Annotated in this window: 24 protein-coding genes; 11 read left to right on the forward strand and 13 right to left on the reverse strand. The window is 70.7% G+C overall.

Annotated elements, in window-relative coordinates; translation table 11 throughout:
• Positions 1-3 precede the first annotated feature (3 nt).
• The 4 genes from leuB to Tbon_RS03390 all read left to right on the forward strand — a co-directional run bounded on the left by leuB (position 4) and on the right by Tbon_RS03390 (position 4319).
• Positions 4-1092 carry a 3-isopropylmalate dehydrogenase gene (gene leuB, locus Tbon_RS03375; RefSeq protein WP_158066302.1) on the forward strand — a complete coding sequence of 363 codons (1089 nt, stop codon included), beginning with the start codon at positions 4-6 and terminating at the stop codon, positions 1090-1092.
• A gap of 63 nt (positions 1093-1155) precedes the next feature.
• Positions 1156-2190, forward strand: a complete 1035-nt coding sequence (locus Tbon_RS03380; protein ID WP_158066303.1) for a zinc-binding dehydrogenase — start codon at positions 1156-1158, stop codon at positions 2188-2190.
• A complete protein-coding gene (locus tag Tbon_RS03385; RefSeq protein ID WP_158066304.1) occupies positions 2187-2411 on the forward strand; it encodes a hypothetical protein in 225 nt (74 codons plus the stop codon). The genes Tbon_RS03380 and Tbon_RS03385 overlap by 4 nt, the downstream gene beginning before the upstream one ends.
• Positions 2412-2441: 30 nt before the next feature.
• Positions 2442-4319: an ATP-binding protein gene (locus tag Tbon_RS03390; protein ID WP_158066305.1), complete on the forward strand. Its 1878-nt coding sequence runs from the start codon at positions 2442-2444 to the stop codon at positions 4317-4319.
• Positions 4320-4390: 71 nt separating this feature from the next.
• Here the strand turns inward: Tbon_RS03390 and Tbon_RS03395 are convergent, their stop codons facing one another.
• Positions 4391-5980, reverse strand: a complete 1590-nt coding sequence (locus Tbon_RS03395; RefSeq protein ID WP_158066306.1) for a hypothetical protein — start codon at positions 5978-5980, stop codon at positions 4391-4393.
• Positions 5981-6107: 127 nt separating this feature from the next.
• Positions 6108-7724 carry a carboxyl transferase domain-containing protein gene (locus tag Tbon_RS03400; RefSeq protein ID WP_158066307.1) on the reverse strand — a complete coding sequence of 539 codons (1617 nt, stop codon included), beginning with the start codon at positions 7722-7724 and terminating at the stop codon, positions 6108-6110.
• Between the two features lie 123 nt (positions 7725-7847).
• Here Tbon_RS03400 and dcd point away from each other — a divergent pair, with 123 nt between their 5' ends.
• On the forward strand, positions 7848-8438 hold the full coding sequence (gene dcd / locus Tbon_RS03405; RefSeq protein WP_158066308.1) for a dCTP deaminase: 591 nt from the start codon (positions 7848-7850) through the stop codon (positions 8436-8438).
• Here the strand turns inward: dcd and Tbon_RS03410 are convergent.
• Both Tbon_RS03410 and Tbon_RS03415 read right to left on the reverse strand, forming a co-directional pair.
• On the reverse strand, positions 8430-9821 hold the full coding sequence (locus Tbon_RS03410) for an MBL fold metallo-hydrolase RNA specificity domain-containing protein (protein ID WP_225734693.1): 1392 nt from the start codon (positions 9819-9821) through the stop codon (positions 8430-8432). The two genes, dcd and Tbon_RS03410, sit on opposite strands and share 9 nt — an antisense overlap.
• 4 nt (positions 9822-9825) lie before the next feature.
• Positions 9826-10521: an MBL fold metallo-hydrolase gene (locus tag Tbon_RS03415; RefSeq protein ID WP_225734694.1), complete on the reverse strand. Its 696-nt coding sequence runs from the start codon at positions 10519-10521 to the stop codon at positions 9826-9828.
• A 66-nt stretch (positions 10522-10587) separates the two neighbouring features.
• Here Tbon_RS03415 and Tbon_RS03420 point away from each other — a divergent pair, with 66 nt between their 5' ends.
• Positions 10588-11316 carry a sulfite exporter TauE/SafE family protein gene (locus tag Tbon_RS03420; RefSeq protein WP_158066309.1) on the forward strand — a complete coding sequence of 243 codons (729 nt, stop codon included), beginning with the start codon at positions 10588-10590 and terminating at the stop codon, positions 11314-11316.
• Positions 11317-11391: 75 nt separating this feature from the next.
• Positions 11392-12591, forward strand: coding sequence for a CaiB/BaiF CoA transferase family protein (locus Tbon_RS03425; RefSeq protein WP_158066310.1), 1200 nt, complete (start codon positions 11392-11394; stop codon positions 12589-12591).
• A 6-nt stretch (positions 12592-12597) separates the two neighbouring features.
• Here the strand turns inward: Tbon_RS03425 and Tbon_RS14335 are convergent, their stop codons facing one another.
• Positions 12598-13818, reverse strand: coding sequence for an MFS transporter (locus Tbon_RS14335; RefSeq protein WP_158066311.1), 1221 nt, complete (start codon positions 13816-13818; stop codon positions 12598-12600).
• 75 nt (positions 13819-13893) lie between these two features.
• Between Tbon_RS14335 and Tbon_RS03435 the strand changes: the two genes are divergently transcribed.
• The 4 genes from Tbon_RS03435 to secF are packed head-to-tail and all read left to right on the forward strand — an operon-like array spanning position 13894 to position 17522.
• A complete protein-coding gene (locus Tbon_RS03435) occupies positions 13894-14775 on the forward strand; it encodes an HD domain-containing protein (RefSeq protein ID WP_158066312.1) in 882 nt (293 codons plus the stop codon).
• A 36-nt stretch (positions 14776-14811) separates the two neighbouring features.
• Positions 14812-15153 carry a preprotein translocase subunit YajC gene (gene yajC / locus Tbon_RS03440; RefSeq protein WP_158066313.1) on the forward strand — a complete coding sequence of 114 codons (342 nt, stop codon included), beginning with the start codon at positions 14812-14814 and terminating at the stop codon, positions 15151-15153.
• On the forward strand, positions 15146-16546 hold the full coding sequence (gene secD / locus Tbon_RS03445) for a protein translocase subunit SecD (RefSeq protein ID WP_158066314.1): 1401 nt from the start codon (positions 15146-15148) through the stop codon (positions 16544-16546). Before yajC ends, secD begins: the two co-directional genes overlap by 8 nt.
• Positions 16547-16550: 4 nt before the next feature.
• Positions 16551-17522, forward strand: coding sequence for a protein translocase subunit SecF (gene secF / locus Tbon_RS03450; protein WP_158066315.1), 972 nt, complete (start codon positions 16551-16553; stop codon positions 17520-17522).
• Between the two features lie 45 nt (positions 17523-17567).
• Here the strand turns inward: secF and hemW are convergent, their stop codons facing one another.
• The 8 genes from hemW to Tbon_RS03490 are packed head-to-tail and all read right to left on the reverse strand — an operon-like array spanning position 17568 to position 23673.
• Positions 17568-18761: a radical SAM family heme chaperone HemW gene (gene hemW / locus Tbon_RS03455; protein ID WP_192498114.1), complete on the reverse strand. Its 1194-nt coding sequence runs from the start codon at positions 18759-18761 to the stop codon at positions 17568-17570.
• Complete coding sequence (locus tag Tbon_RS03460; protein WP_158066317.1) at positions 18758-19456, reverse strand: glycerophosphodiester phosphodiesterase; 699 nt, start codon at positions 19454-19456, stop codon at positions 18758-18760. The genes hemW and Tbon_RS03460 overlap by 4 nt, the downstream gene beginning before the upstream one ends.
• On the reverse strand, positions 19453-20229 hold the full coding sequence (locus Tbon_RS03465; RefSeq protein WP_158066318.1) for a Crp/Fnr family transcriptional regulator: 777 nt from the start codon (positions 20227-20229) through the stop codon (positions 19453-19455). The genes Tbon_RS03460 and Tbon_RS03465 overlap by 4 nt, the downstream gene beginning before the upstream one ends.
• Positions 20226-21062: a SirB1 family protein gene (locus Tbon_RS03470; RefSeq protein ID WP_158066319.1), complete on the reverse strand. Its 837-nt coding sequence runs from the start codon at positions 21060-21062 to the stop codon at positions 20226-20228. Before Tbon_RS03470 ends, Tbon_RS03465 begins: the two co-directional genes overlap by 4 nt.
• Before the next feature lie 54 nt (positions 21063-21116).
• Positions 21117-21869 (reverse strand): energy-coupling factor ABC transporter ATP-binding protein, encoded by a 753-nt coding sequence (locus Tbon_RS03475; RefSeq protein ID WP_158066320.1) that lies wholly within the window; start codon positions 21867-21869, stop codon positions 21117-21119.
• Positions 21866-22660, reverse strand: a complete 795-nt coding sequence (gene cbiQ / locus Tbon_RS03480; protein WP_158066321.1) for a cobalt ECF transporter T component CbiQ — start codon at positions 22658-22660, stop codon at positions 21866-21868. Before cbiQ ends, Tbon_RS03475 begins: the two co-directional genes overlap by 4 nt.
• Positions 22657-22995 carry a PDGLE domain-containing protein gene (locus Tbon_RS03485; protein ID WP_158066322.1) on the reverse strand — a complete coding sequence of 113 codons (339 nt, stop codon included), beginning with the start codon at positions 22993-22995 and terminating at the stop codon, positions 22657-22659. Before Tbon_RS03485 ends, cbiQ begins: the two co-directional genes overlap by 4 nt.
• Positions 22996-23010: 15 nt before the next feature.
• Positions 23011-23673 carry an energy-coupling factor ABC transporter permease gene (locus Tbon_RS03490; RefSeq protein WP_158066323.1) on the reverse strand — a complete coding sequence of 221 codons (663 nt, stop codon included), beginning with the start codon at positions 23671-23673 and terminating at the stop codon, positions 23011-23013.
• Between the last annotated feature and the right edge of the window lie 56 nt (positions 23674-23729).

Consider the following 23729-nt stretch of genomic DNA (forward strand, 5'->3'; position numbering starts at 1 on the left):
GCCATGGCTACGTTTCGCATCCTGGTGACGCCGGGCGACGGTATCGGCCCGGAGGTGATGGAAGAGGCGCTGAAGGTGCTGGGGCGGGTGCAGCAGCGCTTCGGGCATGAGTTCCTCTACGAGGAGGAGACGATCGGCGGGGCGGCGATCGACCGGTACGGGGTGGCGCTGCGGCCGGAGACCATTGCGAAGGCGAAGGCATCGCACGCGGTGCTGTTCGGGGCGGTGGGCGGACCGAAGTGGGATGACCCGCGGGCGAGCGTGCGCCCGGAGGACGCCATCCTTGGGATGCGGAAGCAGCTGGGGCTGTTCGCGAACCTGCGGCCGGTGCGGGTTTCGCCGGAGCTGATCGGCGAGAGCACGCTGAAGCCGGAGGTGCTGCAGGGCGTCGACATGGTCGTCATCCGGGAGCTGACCGGCGGGCTGTACTTCGGGAAGCCGAAGCGTCGCTGGGAGAACGCGGAAGGGCGGCAGGCGGTCGACACGCTGCGGTACAGCGAGCGGGAGGTCGCGCGGGTATGCCACGTGGCGTTCCAGCTGGCGCGGCAGCGCCGGAAGAAGGTCACCAGCGTCGACAAGGCGAACGTGCTGCGGACGGGACAGCTGTGGCGGGAGATTGCGACAGAGGTGGGGAAGCAGTACCCGGACGTGGAGCTGGAGCACATCCTGGTGGATGCGTGCGCGATGTACCTGGTGCGCCGGCCGGCGAGCTTCGACGTGATCGTGACGGAGAACATGTTCGGGGACATCCTGACGGACGAGGCGGCGATGCTGGCCGGTTCGATGGGGATGATGCCCTCGGCGAGCCTCGGGCGGCAGCGGAAGGACGGCACAGGCATCGGGCTGTACGAGCCGATTCACGGGAGCGCGCCGGACATCGCGGGGCAGGGGAAGGCGAACCCGCTGGCGATGATCCTGAGCGCGGCGATGATGCTGCGGCTCTCGCTGGGGCTGGAGCAGGAAGCGAAGGCCGTGGAGGACGCCGTGGACGCCGTCATCCGCGAGGGGCTGCGGACCCCGGACATTGCGGGGCCGGGCGCGAAGGTGGTGGACACGCGGACGATGGGCAGCGCGGTGGCGGAACGGATCTAGGCAGGCGTCGGCGGGGACGCCGCGCGCGGTGCGGCTGCGCCGGGGAATGAAGGAGGAGCAGTGATGCCGGTTTCGAACACGTGCGTGAAGACGGGCGAGGGCCAGGTCGGGATGCTGCAGATCCCGTACCCGGACGCTCCAGGGCCGGGGCAGGCGCTGGTTCGTACGCGGCTCTCGACCATCTGCGGGAGCGACATCCACGTGGTGGACCACCTGCCGGTGCCGGCGGGCGTGCCGATGGGGCACGAGGCGGTGGGCACGGTAGAGGCGGTGGGCGCGGGGGTCACGGCGTTCCGGCCGGGGGACCGGGTGGTGGTGAGCTGCCTGCTCTGCTGCGGGACGTGCCGGCGGTGCATGGAGGGCGACCACCAGGTGTGTGAGACGTTCAACGCGCCGGCGAACCTGCTGTTCGGGGCGCAGGGTGAGTTCTTCCTGGTCAACGGGGCGCAGACATCGATGGCGAAGGTCCCGGACAGCCTCGAGGACGAGCAGGTGCTGTTCGTGACCGACATTATGTCGACAGGGTTTGCGGCGATTGAGCGGGCGGAACTGAAGCCGGGGGATACGGTAGCGATTTTCGCGCAGGGCCCGGTGGGGCTGTGCGCGACGGCGGGGGCGCGGACGTACGGCGCGGGGCTGATCATCGCGGTCGAGGGGATTCCCGAGCGGGCAGCAATGGCGAAGCGGTTCGGCGCGGACGTGGTGGTGGACCCGGCGAACGCGGTGGCGGAGATCATGCGGCTGACCGGCAACCGGGGCGTGGACGTGGCGGTGGAAGCGCTGGGGCACGAGGTGACGTTCCAGAACGCGTGTGCGGTGGTGCGGAACGGGGGCACGGTGAGCTCGGTCGGCGTGTACGGCGGCTACACAGAGCTGCGGCTGCCGACCGGAGGGTCGTTCATGCACCGGAAGATTGTGACGACGCTCTGCCCGGTCGGGACCGCGCGGATGGAGCGGCTGATGGCGCTCATCCAGGGCGGCAAGGTGGACCTGCGGCCGCTGCTGACTCATTCGATGAAGCTGAGCGAGACCCCGGCCGGGTACGAGCTGTTCCGGAAGCGGGAGGGCGGGGTGCTCAAGATCGCGCTGCGGCCGTGACCGGCCCGGAGGGCGTACGGCGGCTGGTCTTCGTGTGCCGGCCGCCGCACGAGTTCGTGGCCTGGGAGCTGCCGGCATGGGCCGCGGCGGTAGCGGGCGACCTCGCGGGCATCATTGAGGTGGAGGTGCGCCACCCGGACCCGGAGATGGACGGTTCGTGCCGGTGGTGCGGTGCGCGGCGCGGCGAGGTGGTGCGGCTGGTCGACGGGAAGCTCGCGTAGCCGGCGCGGGCTGTGGTTGAATGCGCGGCGATGTTTGCGGCGGTGCTGGTTGCGAACCGGGGCGAAATCGCCGTGCGCATTGTGCGGACGCTGCGGCGGATGGGGGTGCGGGCGGTGGTCGCGGTCTCGCCGGCGGACCGCGACGGCCTGGCGGCGCGGGAGGCGGATGCGGCGGCGCTGCTGCGGGGGTCGCCGGCGCCGGAGAGCTACCTCGACGGGGAGCAGCTGATCGCAGCGGCGCGGGCATTCGGCTGTGCAGCGATTCACCCCGGGTACGGCTTCCTTGCGGAATCGGCGGCGTTCGCGCGGGCGTGCGCCGCCGCGGGAATCGTGTTCATCGGGCCGCCGCCGGAGGCGATGGAGGCGCTGGGGGACAAGGCGCGGGCGCGGCAGTTCGCGGCGCGGCTCGGCATCCCGGTGGTGCCCGGGTTCGACGGCGACGGGGACGACGCAGCGCTGCGGGCGGCGGCGGAAGGGGTGGGGTTCCCGCTGCTCATCAAGGCGCGCGCCGGCGGCGGCGGGCGCGGGATGCGGCTGGCGCGTACGCCGGACGAGCTGGCGGGGCTGCTGGCGGAGGCGCGGCGCGAGGCGGAGGCGGCTTTCGGGGATGGAGGGCTGCTGCTGGAGCGGCTGGTCGAGCGGCCGCGGCACATTGAGGTGCAGGTGCTGGCGGACCGGCACGGGACGGTGCTCCACCTCTGGGAGCGGGAGTGCTCGGTGCAGCGGCGGCGGCAGAAGCTGGTGGAGGAGGCGCCAAGCCCGGCGGTCGATGCAGCGCTCCGGGCGGAGCTGACGGAGGCGGCCGTCCGGCTCGCCCGGGAAGCGGGGTACGTGAACGCGGGGACGGTGGAGTTCCTCGTGGGCGACCCGGGGCCGGACGGACGGCGGCCGTGGTACTTCCTCGAGGTGAACCCGCGGCTGCAGGTGGAGCACCCGGTGACCGAGGCGGTCACCGGGCTGGACCTCGTGGAGCTGCAGGTGCGGATTGCCGCGGGGGAGCGGCTGCCGTTCGGCCAGGAGGAGGTGGATCTGCGGGGCCACGCCATCGAATTCCGCATCAACGCGGAGGACCCGCGGGAGGGGTTTCGGCCGACGGGCGGCGAGGTGCGCTGGTGGCCGGGTGCGGCGACGGCCGGGTGGCGGATCGACGCAGGCTACGCGGACGGGGACCGGGTGCCGGGGTACTACGACTCGCTGGCGGCGAAGGTGGTGGTGCACGGGCACGACCGGGAGGAGGCGCTGCGGCTGGCGCGGGGCGTGCCGCCGGGACTGATCGAAACGCCGCGGACGACGGCGCCGCTGGTGCAGGTGCTGGCGACCGACCCGGAGTTCGTGCGCGGCGAGGTGCACGTGGAGTGGCTGGAGGCGCGGCTGGAGGAGCTGCTGGCGCGTGCCGGTGCGCCGGAGGGGGCGTGGGCGGCGGCGCGAGCCGCAGCCGGGCTGGCGGCAGGGGCAGGAGCGTTCGCCGGGCCGGCGTGGATCGGGGCGGGGCGCGCGGCGCTCTGGATGACGGACGGCTGGACGGCCAGGGATGCGCTGGCCGCCGAGGGAGGGGCGGAGGGATTCCGGGCAGTGTGCGCCGGCGGGCGGCTCGTGGTGGAAGGGCCGGGCGGGGAGCTCTGGACGTTCTGGCCGGCGTGGCCGGCGCCCCCGGCACGGCGGGCGGACGGGGAGGGCGGGCCGGCGGGGACGGTGGCGGTCGCGCCGCTGGCGGGAACCATTGCGGCAGTGCTGGTACAGCCGGGGCAGGAGGTCGCGGCGGGGCAGGTGCTGGCGGTGATCCACGCGATGAAGATGGAGCACCCGGTGCGCGCGGATGCGGATGGGCGCGTGGCGGAGGTGTGCACCGCCCCGGGGGCGACGGTCGCGGCCGGGGAGGTGCTCGTCCGGCTGGAGGTCCGGGCCTAGGCGCGCGGCAGGGTACGGCGAGGGGCTCCCCACCGGGAGCCCCTCGCGCTACTTCGGCGGAGCGGAGCCGGTCAGTTGCCGCGTTCGGGGCCGCCCGGGACCGGCCGGGGCGGGACGACACCGCCGCCGCCGGGCTGCTCTTCGAGCTTCGAGATATCGAGGGAGGGGTCGAGGCTCTTCGCGACGGCGATGATGTCGTCGCGGGAGACCACGGGGCTGACGCCCTTCGAGTAGCCGCTGACGTTGAAGCTCTTTCCGTCCGCGGTCATCCAGGTGATGCTGGAGTCGGCGATCCAGCCGGAGAAGCTGCCCGGCTTCGGCGCGTCGGGCGCGGCGTAGACGGAGACGTCGATGACGTCGGCGCCTTTTTCGAGCGTCCAGAACAGCGCGTAGCTGGCGAAGAAGTCTTTCGGGCGCGGGCAGCCGGAGGCGATATCGCTGACCGTGAGGTTCTTCGAGGTGATGGCATAGCCGGCGGGAGGAGTGGGCGGACGGAGGCCAAGCTTCGCGAGGTCGGCTTCGGCGAGGGTGCGCTGCTGGATGAAGCAGGCGTCGGTGAAGGAGGGATCGAGGGCGCGGGCGGCGGCGCGGACGAGGTCAGCGCTGCCGGGTCCATCCTTGCTTCCGTACCAGATGGAGAACTGGAGGCCGTTTGCGGTCCAGCTGGCGCCGTACTGGTCGAGGTAGCCGGGGTAATCGACCGTGGCGCCGGCGGGGAGGCCGGTGACGGAGACGCCGAGGCTCTCGCCGCCGGGCGCGTTCCACTGGGCGTACAGGCCGAGGCCTTCGGTGGGGCGGATGGAGGTATCGCACGACGGTGCGGGCTTGCGGAAGGTGGTGATGTGGACCTCCGCGAGCTTGAAGCGGTCCGGGATGGCGGGGCGCGGGTCGCCGATGCCGGAGACTGCGAGGCTGGCCCAGTCGCCGTCGACGGCGACCCAGAAGCACTGCTGGTCGAAGCCGGAGATCATTTGCGCGATGACTTCGCGGAGGACATCGGCGGCGCGGGGGTCGGGCTTGACTGGGTAGGCGGTGGTGCCGGTGTCCACCGGCATCACGGGGTAGGCGTTGACGTAGACGGCGAAGAGGTAGCCGAGGGCCGAGAAGGTCGCTCCGTCGGAGCGGAGGACGGGTGCTGCCGGCTCGCTACTGGCGGTCTGGCTGATGTAGACCTCGAGGCCGGTGGCGGTGTGCCGCCAGGAGGTAGAGAGCGACGGGCGGGGGCTGCCGGTCGGCGTGCCGTCCGGCGTGCAGTCGGCAATGGCGGAGAGGGAGAGGCTGGTCAGCTCGAACCCGGAGCGCGGGACACGGGGCGCGACACCGGCGGCGGCGAGGTCGACCGAGGACGCGCCGAGCGCATCGGCGGGGAGCGGTGCCGCGCAGCCGGAAGGGCCGCCGTACGGGCCGCCCTTCGGAGCTGCGGAGTCTTCGCCGCCGCGGCCGACGGAGGTGGGGATGCCGGGCCGGGCGACTCCGGGACCAGCGCCCTGGGCGGGGGGCCGGGTGGCAACCGGGGCGCCGGACGCGGGCGGCGTGGCGGCGTCGTCATCGAAAAGGGCGCGGGCGGTGAGCACGCCGGCGCCGAACAGCGCAACGGCAGCGACGCCGGCAATGGCCCAGCCGAGCGGACCGGAGAGTTTCAGCGGGGGATTCGACGGCATAGTTCCTCCAGAGGGGCTGGTATCCCTTCCACGAAGGAAACGCCGGACAGGGGACGGCGTGTTCCCGGCCGTTGGAGGGCGTCTTACTGATTTCTTTCGACGGCCATGGGGGCGCCGGGAGGGCGGTCTACATGCGGAAGGTGCCGAAGCGGGTGGGTTCGAGCGGCGCGCAGGCAGCCGCCTGGAGCCCGATGGCGAGGACGCGGCGGGTGTCGCGAGGGTCGATGACGCCGTCGTCCCAGAGGCGGGCGGTGGAGAAGTAGGGCGAACCTTCGGCTTCGTAGCGGGCGATGGTCGGGGCTTTGAAGGCCTCCTGCTCCTCGGGGGAGAGGGTTTCGCCGCGGTCGAGGCGGACCTGGAGGAGGACGGAGGCGGCCTGTTCGCCGCCCATCACGGAGATGCGGGCGTTGGGCCACATCCAGAGCTGGCGCGGGCCGTAGGCGCGGCCGCACATGGCGTAGTTCCCGGCGCCGAAGCTCCCGCCGATGATGACGGTGAACTTCGGGACGGCGGCGCAGGCGACGGCGGTGACCATCTTGGCGCCGTCTTTGGCGATGCCGGCGTTTTCGTACTGGCGGCCGACCATGAAGCCGGTGATGTTCTGGAGGAAGACCAAGGGGATGCCGCGGCCGGCGCAGAGCTCGATGAAGTGGGCGCCTTTGAGGGCGGATTCTGAGAAGAGGATGCCGTTATTCGCGACGATGCCGACGGGGTGGCCTTCGATGCGGGCGAAGCCGCAGACGAGGGTCGTGCCGTAGCGGGCTTTGAACTCGTGGAAGCGGGAGCCATCGACGATGCGGGCGATGACCTCGCGGACGTCGAAGGCGTGGCGGAGGTCGGCGGGGACGATGCCGAGGAGGTCGTCGGCGGGGTAGGCCGGCGGCTCCGCGGGCGCGACGGGCCACGGTGGAGGCGGCGGGGGCGGGAGGGTGCTGACGATATCGCGGACGATGCGGAGGGCGTGATGGTCGTCCTCGGCGAGGTGGTCGGCGACGCCGGAGATGCGGGTATGGACGTCGGCGCCGCCGAGCTCCTCGGGGGTGGTGACTTCGCCGGTGGCGGCGCGGACGAGGGGCGGGCCGCCGAGGAAGATGGTGCCGGTGCCGCGGACGATGACCGTTTCGTCGCTCATGGCGGGGACGTAGGCGCCGCCGGCGGTGCAGGAGCCCATAACGGCGGCGATTTGGGGGATGCCGCGGGCGCTCATGCGGGCCTGGTTGTAGAAGATGCGGCCGAAGTGGTTCTTATCGGGGAAGACGTCGTGCTGGAGGGGGAGGAAGGCGCCGCCGGAATCGACGAGGTAGATGCAGGGGAGGCGGTTCTCCTCGGCGACTTCCTGGGCGCGGAGGTGCTTTTTGACGGTGAGGGGATAGTAGGTGCCGCCCTTGACGGTGGCGTCGTTGGCGATGATGACGCAGGGACGCCCGGCGACCATGCCGATGCCGGTGACGATGCCGGCGGAGGGAACGTCGTCGTCATAGACGCCGTCGGCGGCGAGCGGGCTGAGCTCGAGGAAGGCGGTCGCGGGGTCGATGAGGAGCTGGATGCGCTCGCGGGCGAGGAGCTTGCCGCGCGCCCGGTGGCGTTCGATCGCGGCGGGCTCAGCGCCGCGGGCGACGTGGTCGAGCCGGGCGCGGAGGTCGTCGACCAGCTCGCGGTTGCGGGCGGCGTTGGCGCGGAAGGCGTCGGAGGCGGGGTCGACGCGGGAGGGGAGGCGCGGGAGGCGGTGTGGGAAGGGGTCCATTGGGCAACCTGGCGGGAGCGGTCTGGCGGGAGATTATCGCGCAGTTCGACGGGGGAGCAGGCGCAGAAGCCCGGAAGGCGCAGGAGCCCTAGACTTTGGCAGAATCCGCCGGGGGTTGCCGGGATGGTCCTGAGCGATCGCACGATTCGCCGCGAGCTTGCGGCGGGGAATATCGAGATCGAGCCGCTGGGCGAGGATGCGATCCAGCCGGCGAGCGTGGACCTGCGGCTGGGGCACCAGTTTCGGGTGTTCCGGAACTCGCGGGTGCCGTTCATCGACGTGAAGCAGGAGTACCCGGACCTGACGGAGCTGGTGACGGCGACGGACGAGCAGCCGTTCATCCTGCACCCCGGGGAGTTTGCGCTGGCGGTGACGCTGGAGCGGGTGCGGCTGCCGGATTTCATCGTCGGGCGGCTGGAGGGGAAGTCGTCGCTCGGGCGGCTGGGGCTGCTGGTGCATTCGACGGCGGGGTACGTGGACCCGGGCTGGAACGGGGCGCTGACGCTGGAGCTTTCGAACGTCGCGAACCTGCCGATCGCGCTGTACCCGGGGATGAAGGTTTCGCAGATTTCGTTCCTGCGGCTGACGGAGCCGGCAGAGCACCCGTACGGGTCGCGGGAGGCGGGGAGCAAGTACCAGGGGCAGGAGGGGCCGACGCCGAGCCGGTACTACCTGAACTTCCGGAAGCGGGAGGAACGGGGGAGTTCAGGCTAGGGCGAAGGACTCGCCCATCGCCGGGATGACGACCTCGGACGGGACGCGGGGACGAAGGGCCTCTGCGAGCGATTCGGCGGCGGGCGGTTCGCCGTGGACGAGGAAGATCCGCTTCGGCGGCTCGGGGGCGGATTCGACCCAGCGGATGAGTTCGTCGCGGTCGGCGTGGGCGGAGAGGCCGTGGATGCAGGTGACGCGGGCGCGGACGTCGACGTCGATTCCGAAGACGCGGACGGTGGGCGCGCCTTCGAGGAGGGCGCGGCCGCGGGTGCCGGCGGCCTGGTAGCCGACGAGGCAGATGAGGTTGCGCGGGTCGGGGGCGAGGCGCTGGAGGTGGTGGAGGACGCGGCCGCCGGTGAGCATGCCGCTCGAGGCGATAACGATGCGCGGGCCGGGAAGGTTGTTGAGCTTTTTGGAGTCTTCGATGGTGCGGTGGAAGCGGACGTTGCGGGGGAAGAGGGCGCCCGGGGCGGTGTGGGGGATGCTGCGGTCGAGGTACTCGCTTTCGAGGTAGCGGTTGTAGAGGCCGGTCACATCGTTGGCCATCGGGGAGTCGATGTGGATCGGCACGTCGGGGAAGCGGCCGGTTTCGATGGCGACGCGGAGGTGGTGGGTGACGAGCTGGGCACGGGCGACGGCGAACGCGGGGATGAGGACGGTCCCGCCGCGCTCGAGGGTGGGGAGGAGTTCGTCGCGGAGCTGCGTGATGACGGACTGGTGGCCGTGGGAGCGGTCGCCGTAGGTGGATTCGAGGACGAGGGTGTCGCAGGGGGGCAGGGGCACGGGGTCGGTGTGGATGGGCTGATGGTAGCGGCCGAGGTCGCCGCTGAAGACGATGCGGTGGGCCCGGTCTTCCCCCATGGGAACTTCGAGCTGGACGAAGGCGGAGCCGAGGATGTGGCCGGCGTTGCGGAAGGTGACGCGGAAGGTGCCGGCTTCGAACCGCTCGCCGTAGGGGCGGGTGCGGATGTACTGCAGTGCCCGGAGGGCGTCTTTGACCGTGTAGAGGGGGAGCGCCGGGTGGTGCTTGCTGAAGCCCTTGCGGTTGGCGAAGGCGGCATCTTCCTCCTGGATTTCGGCGGCGTCGAGGAGGAGGATGCGGGCGACCTCGGCGGTTGCGGGGGTCGCGTAGATGGGGCCGCGGTAGCCGAGCTGAACGAGGCGGGGAAGGTAGCCGGTGTGGTCGATGTGGGCGTGGGTGAGGACGATGGCGCGGGGCGCCCGGGGGTCGAAGCCGGGCCCCTGCCAGTTCCTGAGGCGGAGCTCCTTGAGGCCCTGGAAGAGCCCGCAATCGACGAGGACGGCGTCGTCGCGGGTGGAGACGAGGAAGCGGGAGCCGGTGACGGTGCCGACGCCGCCGTGGAAGACCAGGCTGGCGGCCACGCGCTTACTGACGGAGCCAGCTGGCGGCCGGGTCCTGGCCGTGGCGGAGCCATTCGAGGACGAACGGGTTGTGCTGCTTTTCAAAGCCGATCGTGGTTTCCTGCATGTGGCCGGGGAGGACGATCGTCTCTTCGGGGAGCACCAGCAGGCGCTCGCAGATGGAGCGCATCTCCTGCTCGAAATTCCCGCCCGGGAGGTCGGTGCGGCCGATCGAGCCGCGGAAGAGGGTATCGCCGCTGAAGAGGAGGCCTTCTTCGGCGTAGTAGGAGACGGAGCCGGGCGTGTGGCCGGGGGTGGCGATGGTGTGGAGGCGGAGGCCGGCGACTTCGACGATATCGCCGTGGGTGACGAAGGCGTCGGGGTCGGGCGGGCCCTTTTCGATGGGGATGCCGAAGCGGGCGGCGATCGCCTTCCAGCCGTGGCGGAGGAGGTCGAGGTCGGCCTGGTGGAGGAGGAACTTCGCGCCGGTGGCGGCGTGGACGCCGGCGACGCCCATGACGTGGTCGACGTGGGCGTGGGAGTTGGCGATGTACTTGATGGTGACGCCCATGTCGCGGGCGAGGGCGAGGATCTCCTCGGGCTCGTCGCCGGGGTCGATGCAGATGGCTTCGCCGGTGCGGCGGTTCCCAATGACCCAGCAGTTTTCCTGGAACACGCCGACGACGATGCCGCGGACCATGAGTTCGTTGGCAACTTCCATGTGCGTAGGGTAGCGCGGCGGCGGGGTGTGCGTTGGCCGGAGTGCGGAGGCATGCGATAAGGAGGCGTGGACTGGCAGACCGGGCTGGCGGTGACGGGGCTCGCGGCGGCGGCCTCGCTGATCCAGGCGCTTTCGGGGTTCGGGTTCTCGCTGTTCATCGTGCCGTTCCTGGCGATGGTGATTGGTCCGAAGGAGACGGTGGCGCTGGCGAACCTGCTCGGGACGGCGGTGAACCTGACCCAGCTGCGGGCGGTGGGGCGTGCGGCGGAGCGGCGGACGACGGCGCGGATGGTCGCCGGGTGTTATCTCGGGATGCCGTTCGGGCTGGCCGTGCTGCTGCTCCTGGAGCCGCGGGCGCTGCAGGCCGGCATTGCGGTGTGCGTGCTGGTGTTCACGGCGGTGCTGGCGCGCGGCCTGCAGCTGCGCGGCACGGGAGCCGGGTGGGACCTGGGGACGGGGTTCGTGAGCGGGCTGCTGAATACGTCAACGAGCATGTCGGGGCCGCCGGTTGTGCTGTACCTGCAGGGGAGGCGGCTGGCGCCGCTGGCGTTCCGGGGGACGACAACGGTGTACTTCCTTGCGACCTCGGGCGGGGCAGCAGCGATGCTGGCGCTTTCGGGGACGCTGACGTGGCACACCGCAGGGCTGGCGCTGCTGGCGCTTCCGGCGAGCCAGGCCGGGCGGCTGGCGGGCAATCGGCTGTTTCACCGGCTGGACGAGCGGCGGTTCCGGCTGCTGGTGTTCGTGGTTCTTGCGGCGAGCGCGTGCTCGGCGCTAGCGAACGCGCTGCGGTAGGGCCCGGTCGCGGCTGGCGGAGGCGCCGGTAGAATCCGTGGGCGACGCTTTTCGGTTCGGAACGGAGGGAAGGAGATGGCTGGACCGCTGGAAGGCATCCGGGTGGTCGAGATGGGCGTGTGGGTCGCGGGGCCGTCGTGCGCTGCGATCCTGGCCGACTGGGGCGCGGAGGTGGTGAAGCTGGAGCCGCCGGAGGGGGACCCGTTCCGGGGGCTGGGCGCGGCGTTCGGCATGGCGATGAACCCGCCGTTCGAGCTGGACAACCGGGGCAAGCGGAGTGTGGCGGTGAACCTGGAGACGCCGGAGGGCCGTGCGATAGCCGGGGCGCTGATTGACCGGGCGGATGTGTTCGTGACGAATATGCGGCCGCGGGCGCTGGAGCGGCTGGGGATGACCTATGAGGAGCTTTCGGCGCGGAACCCGGGGCTGATCTACTGCCAGGTGACGGGGTACGGGCCGGATTCGCCGGAGGCGAACCGGGCGGCGTACGACGTCGGGGCGTTCTGGTCGCGGGCAGGGGTTGCCGCGGGGCTGACGCCGGAAGGGGCGGAGCCGCCGCTGCAGCGGGGCGGCATGGGCGACCACATGACCGGTTCGAACGCGGCCGGCGCGGTGGCAGCGGCGCTGTTTGCGCGGACGCGGACGGGGCGGGGGCAGCGGGTGGCGGTCTCGCTGACGCGGATCGGCGTGTACATGATGGGGTGGGACACGAACACGCAGCTCCGGCTGCAGCCGCCGCCGACACCGCCGCACGACCGGCGGCATGCGCCGAACCCGCTCATCAACCCGTACCGTGACGCGGAGGGTCGGTGGTTCTACCTCTTGCTCCTGCAGGGCGACCGGCACTGGCCGGACCTGCTGCGTGCGCTGGGGAATCCGCCGGAGCTGGCCCAGGACCCGCGGTTCGGAGACATCCCGGGGCGGCGGGACAACGCCCCGGCGCTGGTGGCGGCCCTCGACCGGATCTTCGCGACGAAGCCGCTGGCGGAGTGGGGGCCGATCTTCGATGCGCACGACGTGTGGTGGGCGCCGATCCTGAGCGTGGCCGAGGTGGTGAGGGACCCCGTGGTCCGGGCCGCGGGGGCGTTCGTGGAGCTGGAGTCGCCGGACGGGGTTGTGGAGCAGGTGAACACGCCCGCCGACTTTTTTGGGACGCCGGCCCGGCCGCACGGGTGGGCTCCGGAGCTGGGACAGCACACGGAGGAGGTGCTGCTGGAGCTGGGGTACGACTGGGAGCAGATCGCGGCGCTGAAGGATGCGGGCGCGATTCTCTGAGCCAGGTCAGGCGCCGGGGGCGGGCCCGGCAGCCGGGCGGTGACGGCGGAGCGGTTCGGGGACGAGGAAGGCGAGGACGGCTGCGCCGGCCAGCCCGATGCCGCCCGTGGCGACCGCAGCGGCGGCGAGGGAGCTGACGCCGATGATGGCGCTGACGAGGAGGGGCCCGCCGGCGGTGCCGAGGTCGGTGACGAGGCGCCATGCGCCAAGGAACTCGCCGCGGCCGACGGCGGGGGAGAAGTCGGAGCCGAGGGTCATATTGATGCCGCTGCCGAGTCCGTTGCCGAACGAGATCAGGAGGCTGGCGAGCAGGAGGGCGAGGTAGGACTCGCTGAGAGGGACGAGGAGCATGCCGGCGCTCATGAAGAGGAGGCAGGGGACGCCGGCGAACTTCCGGCCCCAGCGGTCCATGACGATGCCGACGGGGTAGAAGAGGGTCATATCGAGGGCCGAGGAGAGGCCGAAGATGACGGAGACCTGGGCGGCATCGAGGCCGATGCGGTCGCCCCAGAGGGGGATGACGGCCTGGCGGCTGGAGCGGAGAACCTGGATGGCGAGGGATGCGAGGCCGGCGGTTGCGAACACGGCGGCGTGCTCGCGGAGGACGCCGAGGACGGGGTGGCCCGCGCCGGCGGCGCCGTGGTCGGCGGGTGTTTCGCGGACGACGGCGAAGATGAGGATGGCGGCAGCGAGGGCGAGCAGGGACTGCAGGTAGAAGGCGGCGTCGGTGCCGAGCAGGGAGGCGCCGGCGGCGCCGAGGAAGGGGCCGGCGAAGTTGCCGATGCGATTGGAGCCGCCGATGAGGGAGAGGACGCGGCCACGCTGGTCGAGCGGGGCGACGTCGGTAGCGTAGGAGAGGCGGGCGAGCATCCAGACGGCCCAGGTGCAGCCCATCAGGAAGGCGAGCGGGGCGAGCATGAGCGGGGAGGGGACGAGGGCGAAGCCGATGGCGACGAGGAAGAGGACGGCGGTGGCGGCGAGCATGGCCCAGCGTTCGCCGAGGCGGGAGACCATCATGCCGGCGGGGATATCGAAGGCCATGGTGCCGATGCCGCGGAGTGCGACGAGGAAGCCGGCGAAGGCGGGGGATGCGCCGACCTCGATGGCGTAGAGCGGCATGACGGGGATGACTGCACCCTGCCCGACCGCGAAGAGGAAAGTTGGAAGGTAGACCGGGACGGTGAGGGAACGGATGCGGAAGGGCGCCGGGCTGACGTTTCCGTTCACGTGAGCATCGTAGGGGCGGGGCCGTTCGCGGGCGAGCCGACTGCACGACGGGGCGGCTGCGGGTACCCTGCGCGCATGGGCCGGGAGACGCTGCTGGACGTGCTGACCGACGACCGGGCCGGGGAACGGCTGCGGGCGCTCGACGCGGGCGGCGGGCTTACGGCGCTCGTGCCCGAGCTGGAGGCGGCGCGGGGCTTCGCCCAGCCGGAGCTGCACGCCTACGACGTGCTCGGGCACAGTTTCGCGGCGGTGGACGCAGTGGATGCGGTGTTCGGTGGCGGGCAGGCCGGGAGGGAGTTCCGGGAGGCCGTCGGGTGGGTGGACTTCGACCGGTGGCTGGAGCGGGAGGTGGGCGGGGTGCCGCTGCCGGCGCTGGTACGGCTGGGGGCGCTGCTGCACGACGTGGCGAAACCGGCGACAGCGACCTTCGAGGACGGGCGGCTGCGGTTTCCGCGGCACGGCCCGGCGGGAGCCGAGCTGATGGCGCCGCGGCTGGCGGCCCTCGGGCTGGAGTCCGAGGCGGCTGCGCTGGTGGGGCGGCTCATCCGCTACCACCTGCGGCCAGCGGAGCTGGTGCGGAACTGGCCGGCGACCGACCGGGCGGTGCGGCGGTTCGTCCGCGACCTCGACGGGGAGGTGCTGGCGCTGATGGTGGTGAACCTTGCCGACGGCTGGGCGACGCAGGGGCCGCGGTACACGCGGGAGCACTTCCGGCGGCACTGCGCGTTCGTGAACTATGTGCTGGCGCGGGCGTGGGGGGCGACGGAGGGGGAGGGCCCGGAGCCGCTGGTGACGGGCGACGACCTCATCGCGGGGCTGGGGCTTTCCGGTGGACGCTTGCTGGGGGCTGTCCTAACATCGGTTCGCCACGCCCAGCTCGAGGGGCAGATTCGGACGAGGGATGAGGCCCTCGCACTGGCACGCGATGTGCTGACACGCCCCGGGTTCGCGGAGTAGACCGGCCGGGTAGAGGGCCGGCGAGGAGATTCCAGCATGGCCGCAATGTGGAGCGTGATTTTCTATACGGGGCTGGCCGTTGCTGCCTTCTACTTCATCCTGCTGCAGCCGGTGCTGAAGGAGAAGAAGGAGCAGCGGAAGGCGGTCCAGCAGCTGAAGATCGGAGACGAGGTGATCACGACAGGCGGGCTGATCGGCGAGGTGAAGGACGTGGTGGTGCCGGCAGAGGGCCCGACGGAGATCATCCTGGAGATTGCGCCGGGGGTGCGGGTCCGGGCGGTGACCGATGCGATTGCGCGGCGGCTGAGCACGCTGGAGCCGGGCGATGCGACGGCGGCGGAGGGGACGACGGGCGAGGTGACACACTCGGGTGCGTAGTACCACGACGGTTCTGCTGTTCCTCTTCGTTGTGGCGCTGACGACGTTCAGCGTCATCGTGGTGTGGCCGAGCACGCCCGACCGGTACCTGCCGGGCGACTTCTGGCCGTCAGGCCGAGGGATCAAGATTGGGAGCTTCGAGCGGGAGACGATGCGGCTGGGCCTCGACCTGCGGGGCGGCGTGCGGCTCGTACTCGAGGCCGACCCGCCGCCGGACTACCAGGGCGACCTCGACCAGGCGCTCGAGAGTGCGAAGCAGGTGGTCGAACGGCGCGTGAACGCGTTCGGCGTGAGCGAGGCGGAGATCACGCGGGCGAGCGGCAACCGGCTGAGCGTGCAGGTGCCGGGGATTTCGCTGACCGAGGCGCAGAACCTGATCGGGAAGACGGCATCGCTGGAGTTCATGGTGTACGACGACCAGGGCAACCTGGTGCCGGCGACGGGGGTGGTGAACGGGCAGACGCTGCAGATGACGGGCGCCTACCTGAAGAACAACACCTTCCCGTCGCGGCTGGGGACGACGTTTGCGGTGAACTTCGAGACGACGGGCGTGGGCGCCCAGCTGATGGAGCAGATTACGACCCGGGCGCTGCAGTATCCCCCGGGAGACCCGCGGCGGCTGCTGGTGGTGATGCTCGACGGCGAAGTGCTGAGCCAGGCCGAGGTGCAGGCTGTCATCCGGGACCGTGGGCAGATTACGGGGCAGCCGACGTTCAGCGAGGCGAACACGCTGTCGAAGCAGCTGAACGCAGGCGCGCTGCCGATTCCGCTGCGGACGGTGCAGGCGAGCGAGGTGAGCGCAACGCTGGGCGAGGATTCGGTGCTGGCCTCGGTGAAGGCGGGCCTCGTCGGCATGGCGGCGGTGATGATCTTCATGGTGCTGTACTACCGGCTGCCGGGCCTTCTGGCGTCGGCCGCGCTGGTGGTGTACACGTCGGTGACGCTGATGATCTTCAAGCTGGTGCCGGTGACGCTGACCCTCTCGGGCATTGCGGCGTTCGTGCTCTCGGTGGGCATGGCGGTCGACGCGAACATCCTGATTTTCGAGCGGCTGAAGGAGGAGCTGCGGCGTGGCCGGACGCTGAACGCGGCGATCGACATCGGGTTCCGGCGGGCGTGGTCGTCGATCCGCGACTCGAATGTTTCGACGCTGATTACGTGCGTGATTCTCTACTGGTTCGGGGACCAGTTCGGGGCGGCGCTGGTGAAGGGCTTTGCACTGACGCTGGCGATCGGCGTGCTGGTGAGTATGTTCTCGGCAATTACGGTGACGCGGACCTTCCTGAAGATGATCCTGGGGACGCCGATGGCCAAGAGCGGGTTCCTGTTCAACGCATCGGAAGTGCCGGCGCAGGACCGGCGCCGGCGCCTGGCCGAGGCGGCGGGGGAGTAGGCGCATGCTGGACTTCGCGGGGAAACGGTGGTGGTACCTCGGATTCTCGGGGGTGTTTTTCCTGGCGGCGCTGGCGGCGCTGGCGGTCTGGGGGCTGAAGCCGGGCATCGAGTTCACGTCGGGGTCGACGTTCACGATTGAGTTCAAGGAGCGGACGGTTACGCAGGCGGAGCTGCGGCAGGCGATGCGCGACCTGGGCCATCCAGAGGCGCGGGTGCAGCAGTCGGGCACGAACACCTTCATCGTGCGGACGAACGAACTGGAGAACGCGCCGAGCCTGACGGGCGGGGCCGGCCCGGTTCCGCCGGGCGAAATCGACGACATCGAGCGGGGGCTGCAGGAGCGGTTCGGGGCGCTCGAGCGGAAGGACTTCGCGACGGTGTCGGGGTCCGTATCGTCGGAGATTGCGCGGTACGCGACGCTGGCAGTGATTGCAGCGGCTGTGGCGATCCTGTTCTACATCTGGCTGGCGTTCCGGCAGCTGCCGAAGGCGTGGCGGTACGGCGCCTGCGCCGTTATTGCGCTGGTGCACGATGCGGTCATCGTGATGGGGCTGTTCGCGGTGCTGGGCGAGTTCCGGGGCGTGGAGGTGGACACGGCCTTCATCACGGCAATCCTGACGGTCATCGGCTTCTCGGTGCACGACACCATCGTGGTGTTCGACCGGGTGCGGGAGATGGTGACGCGCGACCCGTACATTCCGTTCGAGGAGGCGGTGAACGCGAGCCTGACGGAGACGCTGGCCCGGTCGATCAATACGTCGCTGGTGGTGGTGCTCACGATTGTGGCGATGCTGCTGATCGGCGGGGAGACAATCCGGAACTTCCTGCTGGTGCTGCTGGTCGGCATTGTGGCGGGGACGTATTCGAGCATTGGGGTGGCCTCGCAGATCCTGGTTGCATGGGAGAACCGGGACTTTGCGAAGCTGTGGCGGAAGATGCGGGGGCAGCAGGAGCTCGCGGCCGAGGCAGCGTGAGCAGTTCCGGAGGCATCTCCTTCCTCTGCCGGGACGTACGGGGATTCAGCGGGCCGCCGGGGCTGCGTGCGGCAGGGTGCGGTCGAGGTGGGCGAGGAAGCGGGCGGCGAGTTCGCCGTGGAGCAGGCGGCCGCGGAGTGTGAGACGGACACGGGGCACGAGTTCGAGCAGGCCGGCTGCTTCGGCCTCGGCGAGGACGGGGCCTGCGGCTGCTTCGAGCGGGAGCGACCAGCGGGCTTCGAACTCCCGAGGTGAGAACCCTTCGAGAAGGCGGAGGCGGAGGGCGAGCCAGTCGGCCACCTGCGCGGGGTAGGACGGCGTGGTGACGGCGGCGAGCGCGGGACGGGGGCCCCGGGAGGCGTTCCGGGCGACGGCATCGATGTAGGCACGGGGGTGGTCGATGTTGGCGTACCGCTCGCCGGCGAGGTAGCCGTGGGCGCCGGCGCCGAGGGCGAGGTAGTCGGCATCGGTCCAGTAGGCGCGGTTGTGGCGGGACTGGTGACCCGGGCGGGCCCAGTTCGAGAGTTCGTACTGTTCGAACCCTGCGGCTTCGAGGAGGTCGGAAGCGACCTCGTACATGTCGGCGGCGAGGTCGGAGTCGGCGGGGGTCACCTCGCCCCGCTCGACGCGGCGCGCAAGGAGCGTGCCGGGCTCGATCGTGAGCGCGTAGAGGGAGAGGTGGTCGGGCTGGAGGGCGAGGGCCGCCCGGACGGTCGCGAGCCAGCGTTCGAGCGGCTGCCCGGGCAGCGCATAGATAAGGTCAAGACTGACGGAGGGGAAGCCGGCAGCGCGGGCAGCGGCGACGGTGGCGGCCGTGGCTTCGGGGGAGTGGATGCGGTCGAGGAAGGCGAGCTCGCCAGGGTCGAAGGACTGGGCGCCGATGGAGAGCCGGGTGACCCCGGCGGCGCGGAGGGCTTCGAGGTGCGCCGGGGTGGAGGTGCCAGGGTTGACTTCGAGGGTGATTTCGGCGGAAGGCGCGAACGGGGCGCAGGCCCGGAGGGCATCGATGACAGCGGCGATGTGGGCGGCGGGGAGTTCGCCGGGGGTGCCGCCGCCGAAGCCGATGGATGCGATCGTGCGGCCTTCGAGAAGGGGGGCGCTGGCGCGGATCTCCGCGAGGAGGGCCTGGAGGTAGGCGGGCTTGAGGGCATCCATGCCGGCGTAGGCGTTGAAGTCGCAGTAGCCGCACTTCACGGTACAGAAGGGGATGTGGACGTAGACGGCGATGGGGCGGCTCATGGGCTGGCACGAAAGGCGTCGCGGAATTCGGCGACGCGGTGGGTGGTGATGCCATCGACGCCCCAGTCGGCGAGTTCGCGCGCGCGTTCGAGGTCGTCGACCGTCCATGCGACGACGGCGAGGCCGGCGGCGCGGAGCTGTTCCACGACGGGGCGGGCCAGGAGGGTGTGGCGGCAGGAGATGCCGCGGGGCAGGGGGTCGCGTTCGGCGACGGCGAGGAAGAGGTCGAGCTTGGCGCGGACGTCTATGGAGTAGAGAAGGGGGAGGGCGGGAACGGCTTCGCTGAGGGCGCGGAGGATGTTCCAGGACTGCGAGGAGGCGACGACGGGCGGGCGCGGCCCGGGAGCAGCGAGGAGGTCGCGCAGGGCGGGGGCTGCGTCGCGGCCGCCGTCTTTGAGGTCGAGGAGGACGCCGGCGCCGGCAGTGGCTGCGAGTTCGAGGAGCTGCTCGAGGCCGAAATGGGCGGAGGGGAGCCGCTTGAGGTACCAGGTTTCGACGAGGAAGGGGAAGAAGCGGATGCGGCGCTCGTGGCGGGCTTCGAAGCGGCCGCGGTGGAGCCAGAGGTCGACTTCGAGGAGGTCGGCGCCGGCGGCCAGAGCGGCGGCAACAGCGGAGGGGCTGTTGCCGCCGCCGTGGGCGATGAGCACGGGACGGGGAATCTCCGGGGCGAACGGGTCGGGGTGCGCCAGGCTCACCCGGCCATGGTACTGGCCGGCGCGTTCACGGGATGGCGCGGGGAGACGGGCACCTCGCCGGCGGCGATGTCATCGAGAAGGTCTTCGTCGAGGATGCGGTAGCCATCGGGGATGGGTGCGATGGCGCCGAGGGTGGCGAAGCGGGAGAGGAGCGCGGTGACGGTTTCGCGGCTGGTGCCGATGGTCTGGGCGAGCTCCTGGTGGGTGAGGCCGAGGCGGATGACGCCGTTTTCGGCGCGGGCGAGGAGGGTATCGGCGAGGCGGGCCGATACGGGCTTGGAGACGATGTTCATGAAGGTGCGCTGCATGCCGGCGAGGCGGCGGGCCATGAGCTCCATCATGGCCATGCCAAGGCGGGGCGACTGCTGGAGGAGGTGGGAGAAGTCTTCCCAGGAGATGGAGACGGCGATGGTCTCGTCGATAGCCTGGGCGGTTGCGGTGCGCTCGCCGTCTTCGACGATGGCCATGTCGCCGACGACATCGCCCTTGCCGGCGACATCGAGGATGATCTCCTTGCCGTTATCGGCGACCTGGTAGATTTTGACGCGGCCCTTGAGGATGAGGTAGACGCGCTCGGCGGGGTCGCCGGTGGCGAAGATGACCTGGCGCGGCTTGAAGCGGCGTTCGGTGAGGTGGGGGATGAGCCGCTCGAGCTCTTCGTCGGTGAGGACGTTGAGCACGCGGGAGAGCTGGCGGAGATACCAGGCGATGGAGCGCTGGAGGGCCTGGCGGCCGCGGGGCTGGCTGTGGCGGGCTGGCGTTTCGGTGGTCATCGCGATTCCCCCATGTTGCGGTAGCGAATTCGGAGCTGGTCGAGGAGCCGGATGGCGCCCGGGCTGGCGCCGGTTTCGCTGGCGGTGACGTACGTCTCGAGGTCGGGAAGGGCTTCCTCGAGGCGGCCGAGGCGGTAGCGGAGCATGCCGCGCTCGCCGATGAGGCTGACGTTCCACGGGGCGAGGCGCAGCTGGAGTTCGATCGTATCGTGCCAGCGCTGGATGTCGCGGCGGTTACGGAATGCGACGTGGAGGTTGTTGAGCATGCGCTGGAGAATCTGGCGGCGGGTGACGGCGGCGAGGAAGGTTTCGGGCCGGGCGCCGCCGAGGTCGAGGCCGCGGAGCATGGCGAGGAGCTCTTCTTCGTCAAGGCGGACGCCCTGCTGGAAGGGGTCGAGGTAGGTGTGGGCGCCGGGTTCGCCGTAGCGGACGATGAAGTGGCCGGGGAAACCGACGCCATCGGCGGGGAGGCCGACGCGCTGGGCGACTTCGAGGTAGACGAGGGAGAGGGTGATGGGGATGCCGCGGCGGCGCTCGATTACCCGGTCGAGGTAAGAGTTTTCGGGATTGTCGTAGTCGTCGAAGCTGCCGTGGAAGCCTTCGACCGTGAAGAGCTGGTGGTCGATGGCGTGCGCGAGGGCGTCGAGGGAGGGGGATTCGCCGGCTTCGGCGAGGACGTTCTCAGCGATGAGGTCGAGGGTGCGGGCTGCGCGGTGGGGATCGACCTCGTGGCCGCCGAGGCGGGCGATCACCATCGCAGCGGAAAAGAGGTCGACCTCGTGGTCGGCGCCGCGGATGGCGGCTTCGAAGGCGGCGAAGTCGGCGGTGTTCACTCCATTCCAGTATACGTTCGGGCGGGCAATTTCCGTCACTGGAGCGGGGCCGGGTCAGGGCATTTCGAGGCCGTGGGCTTCGAGGAGGGCGGCATCGGCGAGGAGGCGGCCGGTGGGGCCGTCGGCGACGATGCGGCCATCGTCGAGGATGACGGTGCGTGGGAAGATCTCGGCGACGAGCCGCATGTCGTGGGTGCTGACGAGGAGGGTCTGTTCAAGGCCGCGGAGGAGGGTGATCAGTTCGCGGCGGCCGCGGGGGTCGAGGCCGGCGGAGGGCTCATCGAGGACGAGGAGGGAGGGGGACATTGAGAGGACGGTGGCGAGGGCGGCGCGCTTCCGCTGGCCGATGGAGAGGTGGAAGGGCTGGCGGCGTTCGAAGCCGGCGAGGCCGACGGCGGCGAGGGCGCGTGCGACGCGGGTGTCGACCTCTTCTTTCGAGAGGCCCATGTGGATGGGGCCGAAGGCGACGTCGTCGTAGACGGTAGGGCTGAAGAGCTGGTCGTCGGGGTCCTGGAAGACGAGGCCGACCATGGCGCGGATGCGGCCGAGGTTTTCCCGGCTGACGGGGAGGCCGTTGACGACGACGCGCCCCTCGGAGGGGAGGTGGATGCCGTTGAGGTGGAGCATGAGGGTGCTCTTGCCGGCGCCGTTGGGGCCGATGAGGGCGATTTTTTCGCCGGGGTCGATGCGGAGGTCGATGCCGTGGAGGGCCTGGTGGCCGTTGGGATAGCGGAAGACGAGCCCTTCGACGAGGACGACGGGGGCCGAGGCCGGCGATTGGGGCGAGGCAGGCGCTTCGAGCGTCATGCGCGCGGGACCCAGGTATGGGCGCTCAGTTCGAAGGCCACGAGGAGGGCGACAGCAGCCGCGAGGAGGGCGAGCTGGGGTCGGGGGAAGGGGCGGTCGTGGAGGTGGCGGAGGTGGCCGGCGTAGCCGCGCGACTGCATGGCGACGTAGACGCGCTCGCTGCGTTCGTAGGCGCGGATGAAGAGGGCGCCGACCATGTTCCCGACGACACGGGCCTGCCAGCGCCAGCCGGGGGAGCGGCCGCCGGGGGGGATTGCGGCGCGGGAGGCGCGTGCGCGCAGCATGCGGGAGGCTTCTTCGGTGAGCACAGCGAGGTAACGGTACATGAGGGAGATGATGGCGACCATGAGACGGGGAAGGCGGAGCCGCTCGAGGCCTTCGAGGAGGTCGTGAAACTGGGTGGTGAAGACGAGGAGGGCGGCCGACTGCACGGAGACCCAGCTCTTGAGGAGGATGGTGGCGAAGGCGACGAGGCCTTCGCCGCTGATGACCAGGCTGAAGAGGCCGAGGTCGATGGTGCCGAGGGGGTTACCGGGGCGGGTGAAGATGAGGGGCACCGCGGCGAAGGCGAAGGGGAGGGCGATGAAGGCGCCGCGGATCATCGGCAGGGGGCCGATGCGGGCGACTAGCGAGACGGCGCAGAGGAGGAGCCAGGCTGCCGCGAGCGCGAGGAAGGCGCCCTCGGGAAGGAGGCTCACCGAGAGGATGAAGGCGATGACGAGGAGGAACTTGAGCCGGGCGTCGGCGCGGTGGAGCGGGCTCTCGCGCGGGACGTAGCGGTCGAGGTTCAGGCGGAACTCCCCCTGTTCTTCTTCGCAGTGCGGACTGCTGCGCCGAGGCCGACGGTCACGGCGAAGACAAGGCCGACGCCGATGAGGCCGGCCAGGACGACGCTGACCGTTTCATTGTCGATGCCCGGGATGGAGTAATCAGTAAGCCATTCGTAGGGCGGGTCTTTGGCGTTCTCGACGAATCCCTTGTCTTCGGCGACGCGGTCGAGACCGTCGGGGTCGGAGGAGGCAGCCGGTGCGAGGAAGATGACCACGAGGGCGGCGATGATCAGACCGGCGATAGCCCAGCCCCAGCGGCGGAGGAACGAGCGTTCAGAGGGTGCGGTGGCGGTCATGGTGGCTACTCCCTGTCAGGCGGCGGATGCTTCGCGCAGGGTGAGGAGGTCGGCGCGGGCGACGCGGATGAAGGCGAGGGCGCCGACGGTGATGATGGCTTCGCCGATGCCAATAATGACGTGCCAGCCGACCATGGCGACGAGGGCGGCACCGAGGGAGGTGGTGTCGGAGAGGGCGAGCTGGATGGAGACGACGACAGCCGCGGTGACGACGGAGAGCCAGGCTGCGACGGCGGCAGCGGGGAGGCGCCCCTTCTCTTCGCCGCCGAGGGCGCCGGCGATGGCGCGGTAGACCCAGTAGCCGCCCATGGTGCCGATGATGCCCATGTTGAAGATGTTGGCGCCGAGGACGACGAGCCCGCCGTCCTGGAAGACGAGCGCCTGGACGGCGATCACGCAGGCCATGACGACGGTGCCGGCGTAGGGACCGAGGAGGATGCCGGCCAGGACTCCGCCGAGGAGGTGGCCGGAAGTGCCGCCCGGAATCTGAAAGTTGAACATCTGGCCGGCGAAGATGAAGGCGGCCATGACGCCCATGAGCGGGATGGCGCGCTCATCGAGGCGTTCGCCGGCACGCTTGAGGGAGATGGCGAGCGCGGCAATGGTGATGGCCCAGAAGACGAGGCTGACCGGGACGGAGAAGAATCCGTCGGCAGCGTGGAGCAAAAAGAGCGGCATGGTCTCCCCCTTGTTCCCTGCTTACGTCGGGTAGTTTAGCTGCAACAGTTTGCAGC

Source organism: Tepidiforma bonchosmolovskayae (assembly GCF_008838325.1).
Classification (GTDB): Bacteria; Chloroflexota; Dehalococcoidia; order Tepidiformales; family Tepidiformaceae; genus Tepidiforma; species Tepidiforma bonchosmolovskayae.

Bases quoted from the DNA above. Each gene is read 5' to 3' on its own strand.
- Tbon_RS03485 (WP_158066322.1), bottom strand. From the start codon at position 22,995: ATGACCGCCACCGCACCCTCTGAACGCTCGTTCCTCCGCCGCTGGGGC.
- Tbon_RS03390 (WP_158066305.1), top strand. From the start codon at position 2,442: ATGTTTGCGGCGGTGCTGGTTGCGAACCGGGGCGAAATCGCCGTGCGC.
- Tbon_RS03415 (WP_225734694.1), bottom strand. From the start codon at position 10,521: ATGGAAGTTGCCAACGAACTCATGGTCCGCGGCATCGTCGTCGGCGTG.
- secF (WP_158066315.1), top strand. From the start codon at position 16,551: ATGCTGGACTTCGCGGGGAAACGGTGGTGGTACCTCGGATTCTCGGGG.
- Tbon_RS03490 (WP_158066323.1), bottom strand. From the start codon at position 23,673: ATGCCGCTCTTTTTGCTCCACGCTGCCGACGGATTCTTCTCCGTCCCG.
- Tbon_RS03380 (WP_158066303.1), top strand. From the start codon at position 1,156: ATGCCGGTTTCGAACACGTGCGTGAAGACGGGCGAGGGCCAGGTCGGG.
- dcd (WP_158066308.1), top strand. From the start codon at position 7,848: ATGGTCCTGAGCGATCGCACGATTCGCCGCGAGCTTGCGGCGGGGAAT.
- Tbon_RS03395 (WP_158066306.1), bottom strand. From the start codon at position 5,980: ATGCCGTCGAATCCCCCGCTGAAACTCTCCGGTCCGCTCGGCTGGGCC.
- Tbon_RS03465 (WP_158066318.1), bottom strand. From the start codon at position 20,229: ATGACCACCGAAACGCCAGCCCGCCACAGCCAGCCCCGCGGCCGCCAG.
- Tbon_RS03425 (WP_158066310.1), top strand. From the start codon at position 11,392: ATGGCTGGACCGCTGGAAGGCATCCGGGTGGTCGAGATGGGCGTGTGG.
- leuB (WP_158066302.1), top strand. From the start codon at position 4: ATGGCTACGTTTCGCATCCTGGTGACGCCGGGCGACGGTATCGGCCCG.
- Tbon_RS03435 (WP_158066312.1), top strand. From the start codon at position 13,894: ATGGGCCGGGAGACGCTGCTGGACGTGCTGACCGACGACCGGGCCGGG.
- yajC (WP_158066313.1), top strand. From the start codon at position 14,812: ATGGCCGCAATGTGGAGCGTGATTTTCTATACGGGGCTGGCCGTTGCT.
- Tbon_RS03475 (WP_158066320.1), bottom strand. From the start codon at position 21,869: ATGACGCTCGAAGCGCCTGCCTCGCCCCAATCGCCGGCCTCGGCCCCC.
- Tbon_RS03400 (WP_158066307.1), bottom strand. From the start codon at position 7,724: ATGGACCCCTTCCCACACCGCCTCCCGCGCCTCCCCTCCCGCGTCGAC.
- hemW (WP_192498114.1), bottom strand. From the start codon at position 18,761: ATGAGCCGCCCCATCGCCGTCTACGTCCACATCCCCTTCTGTACCGTG.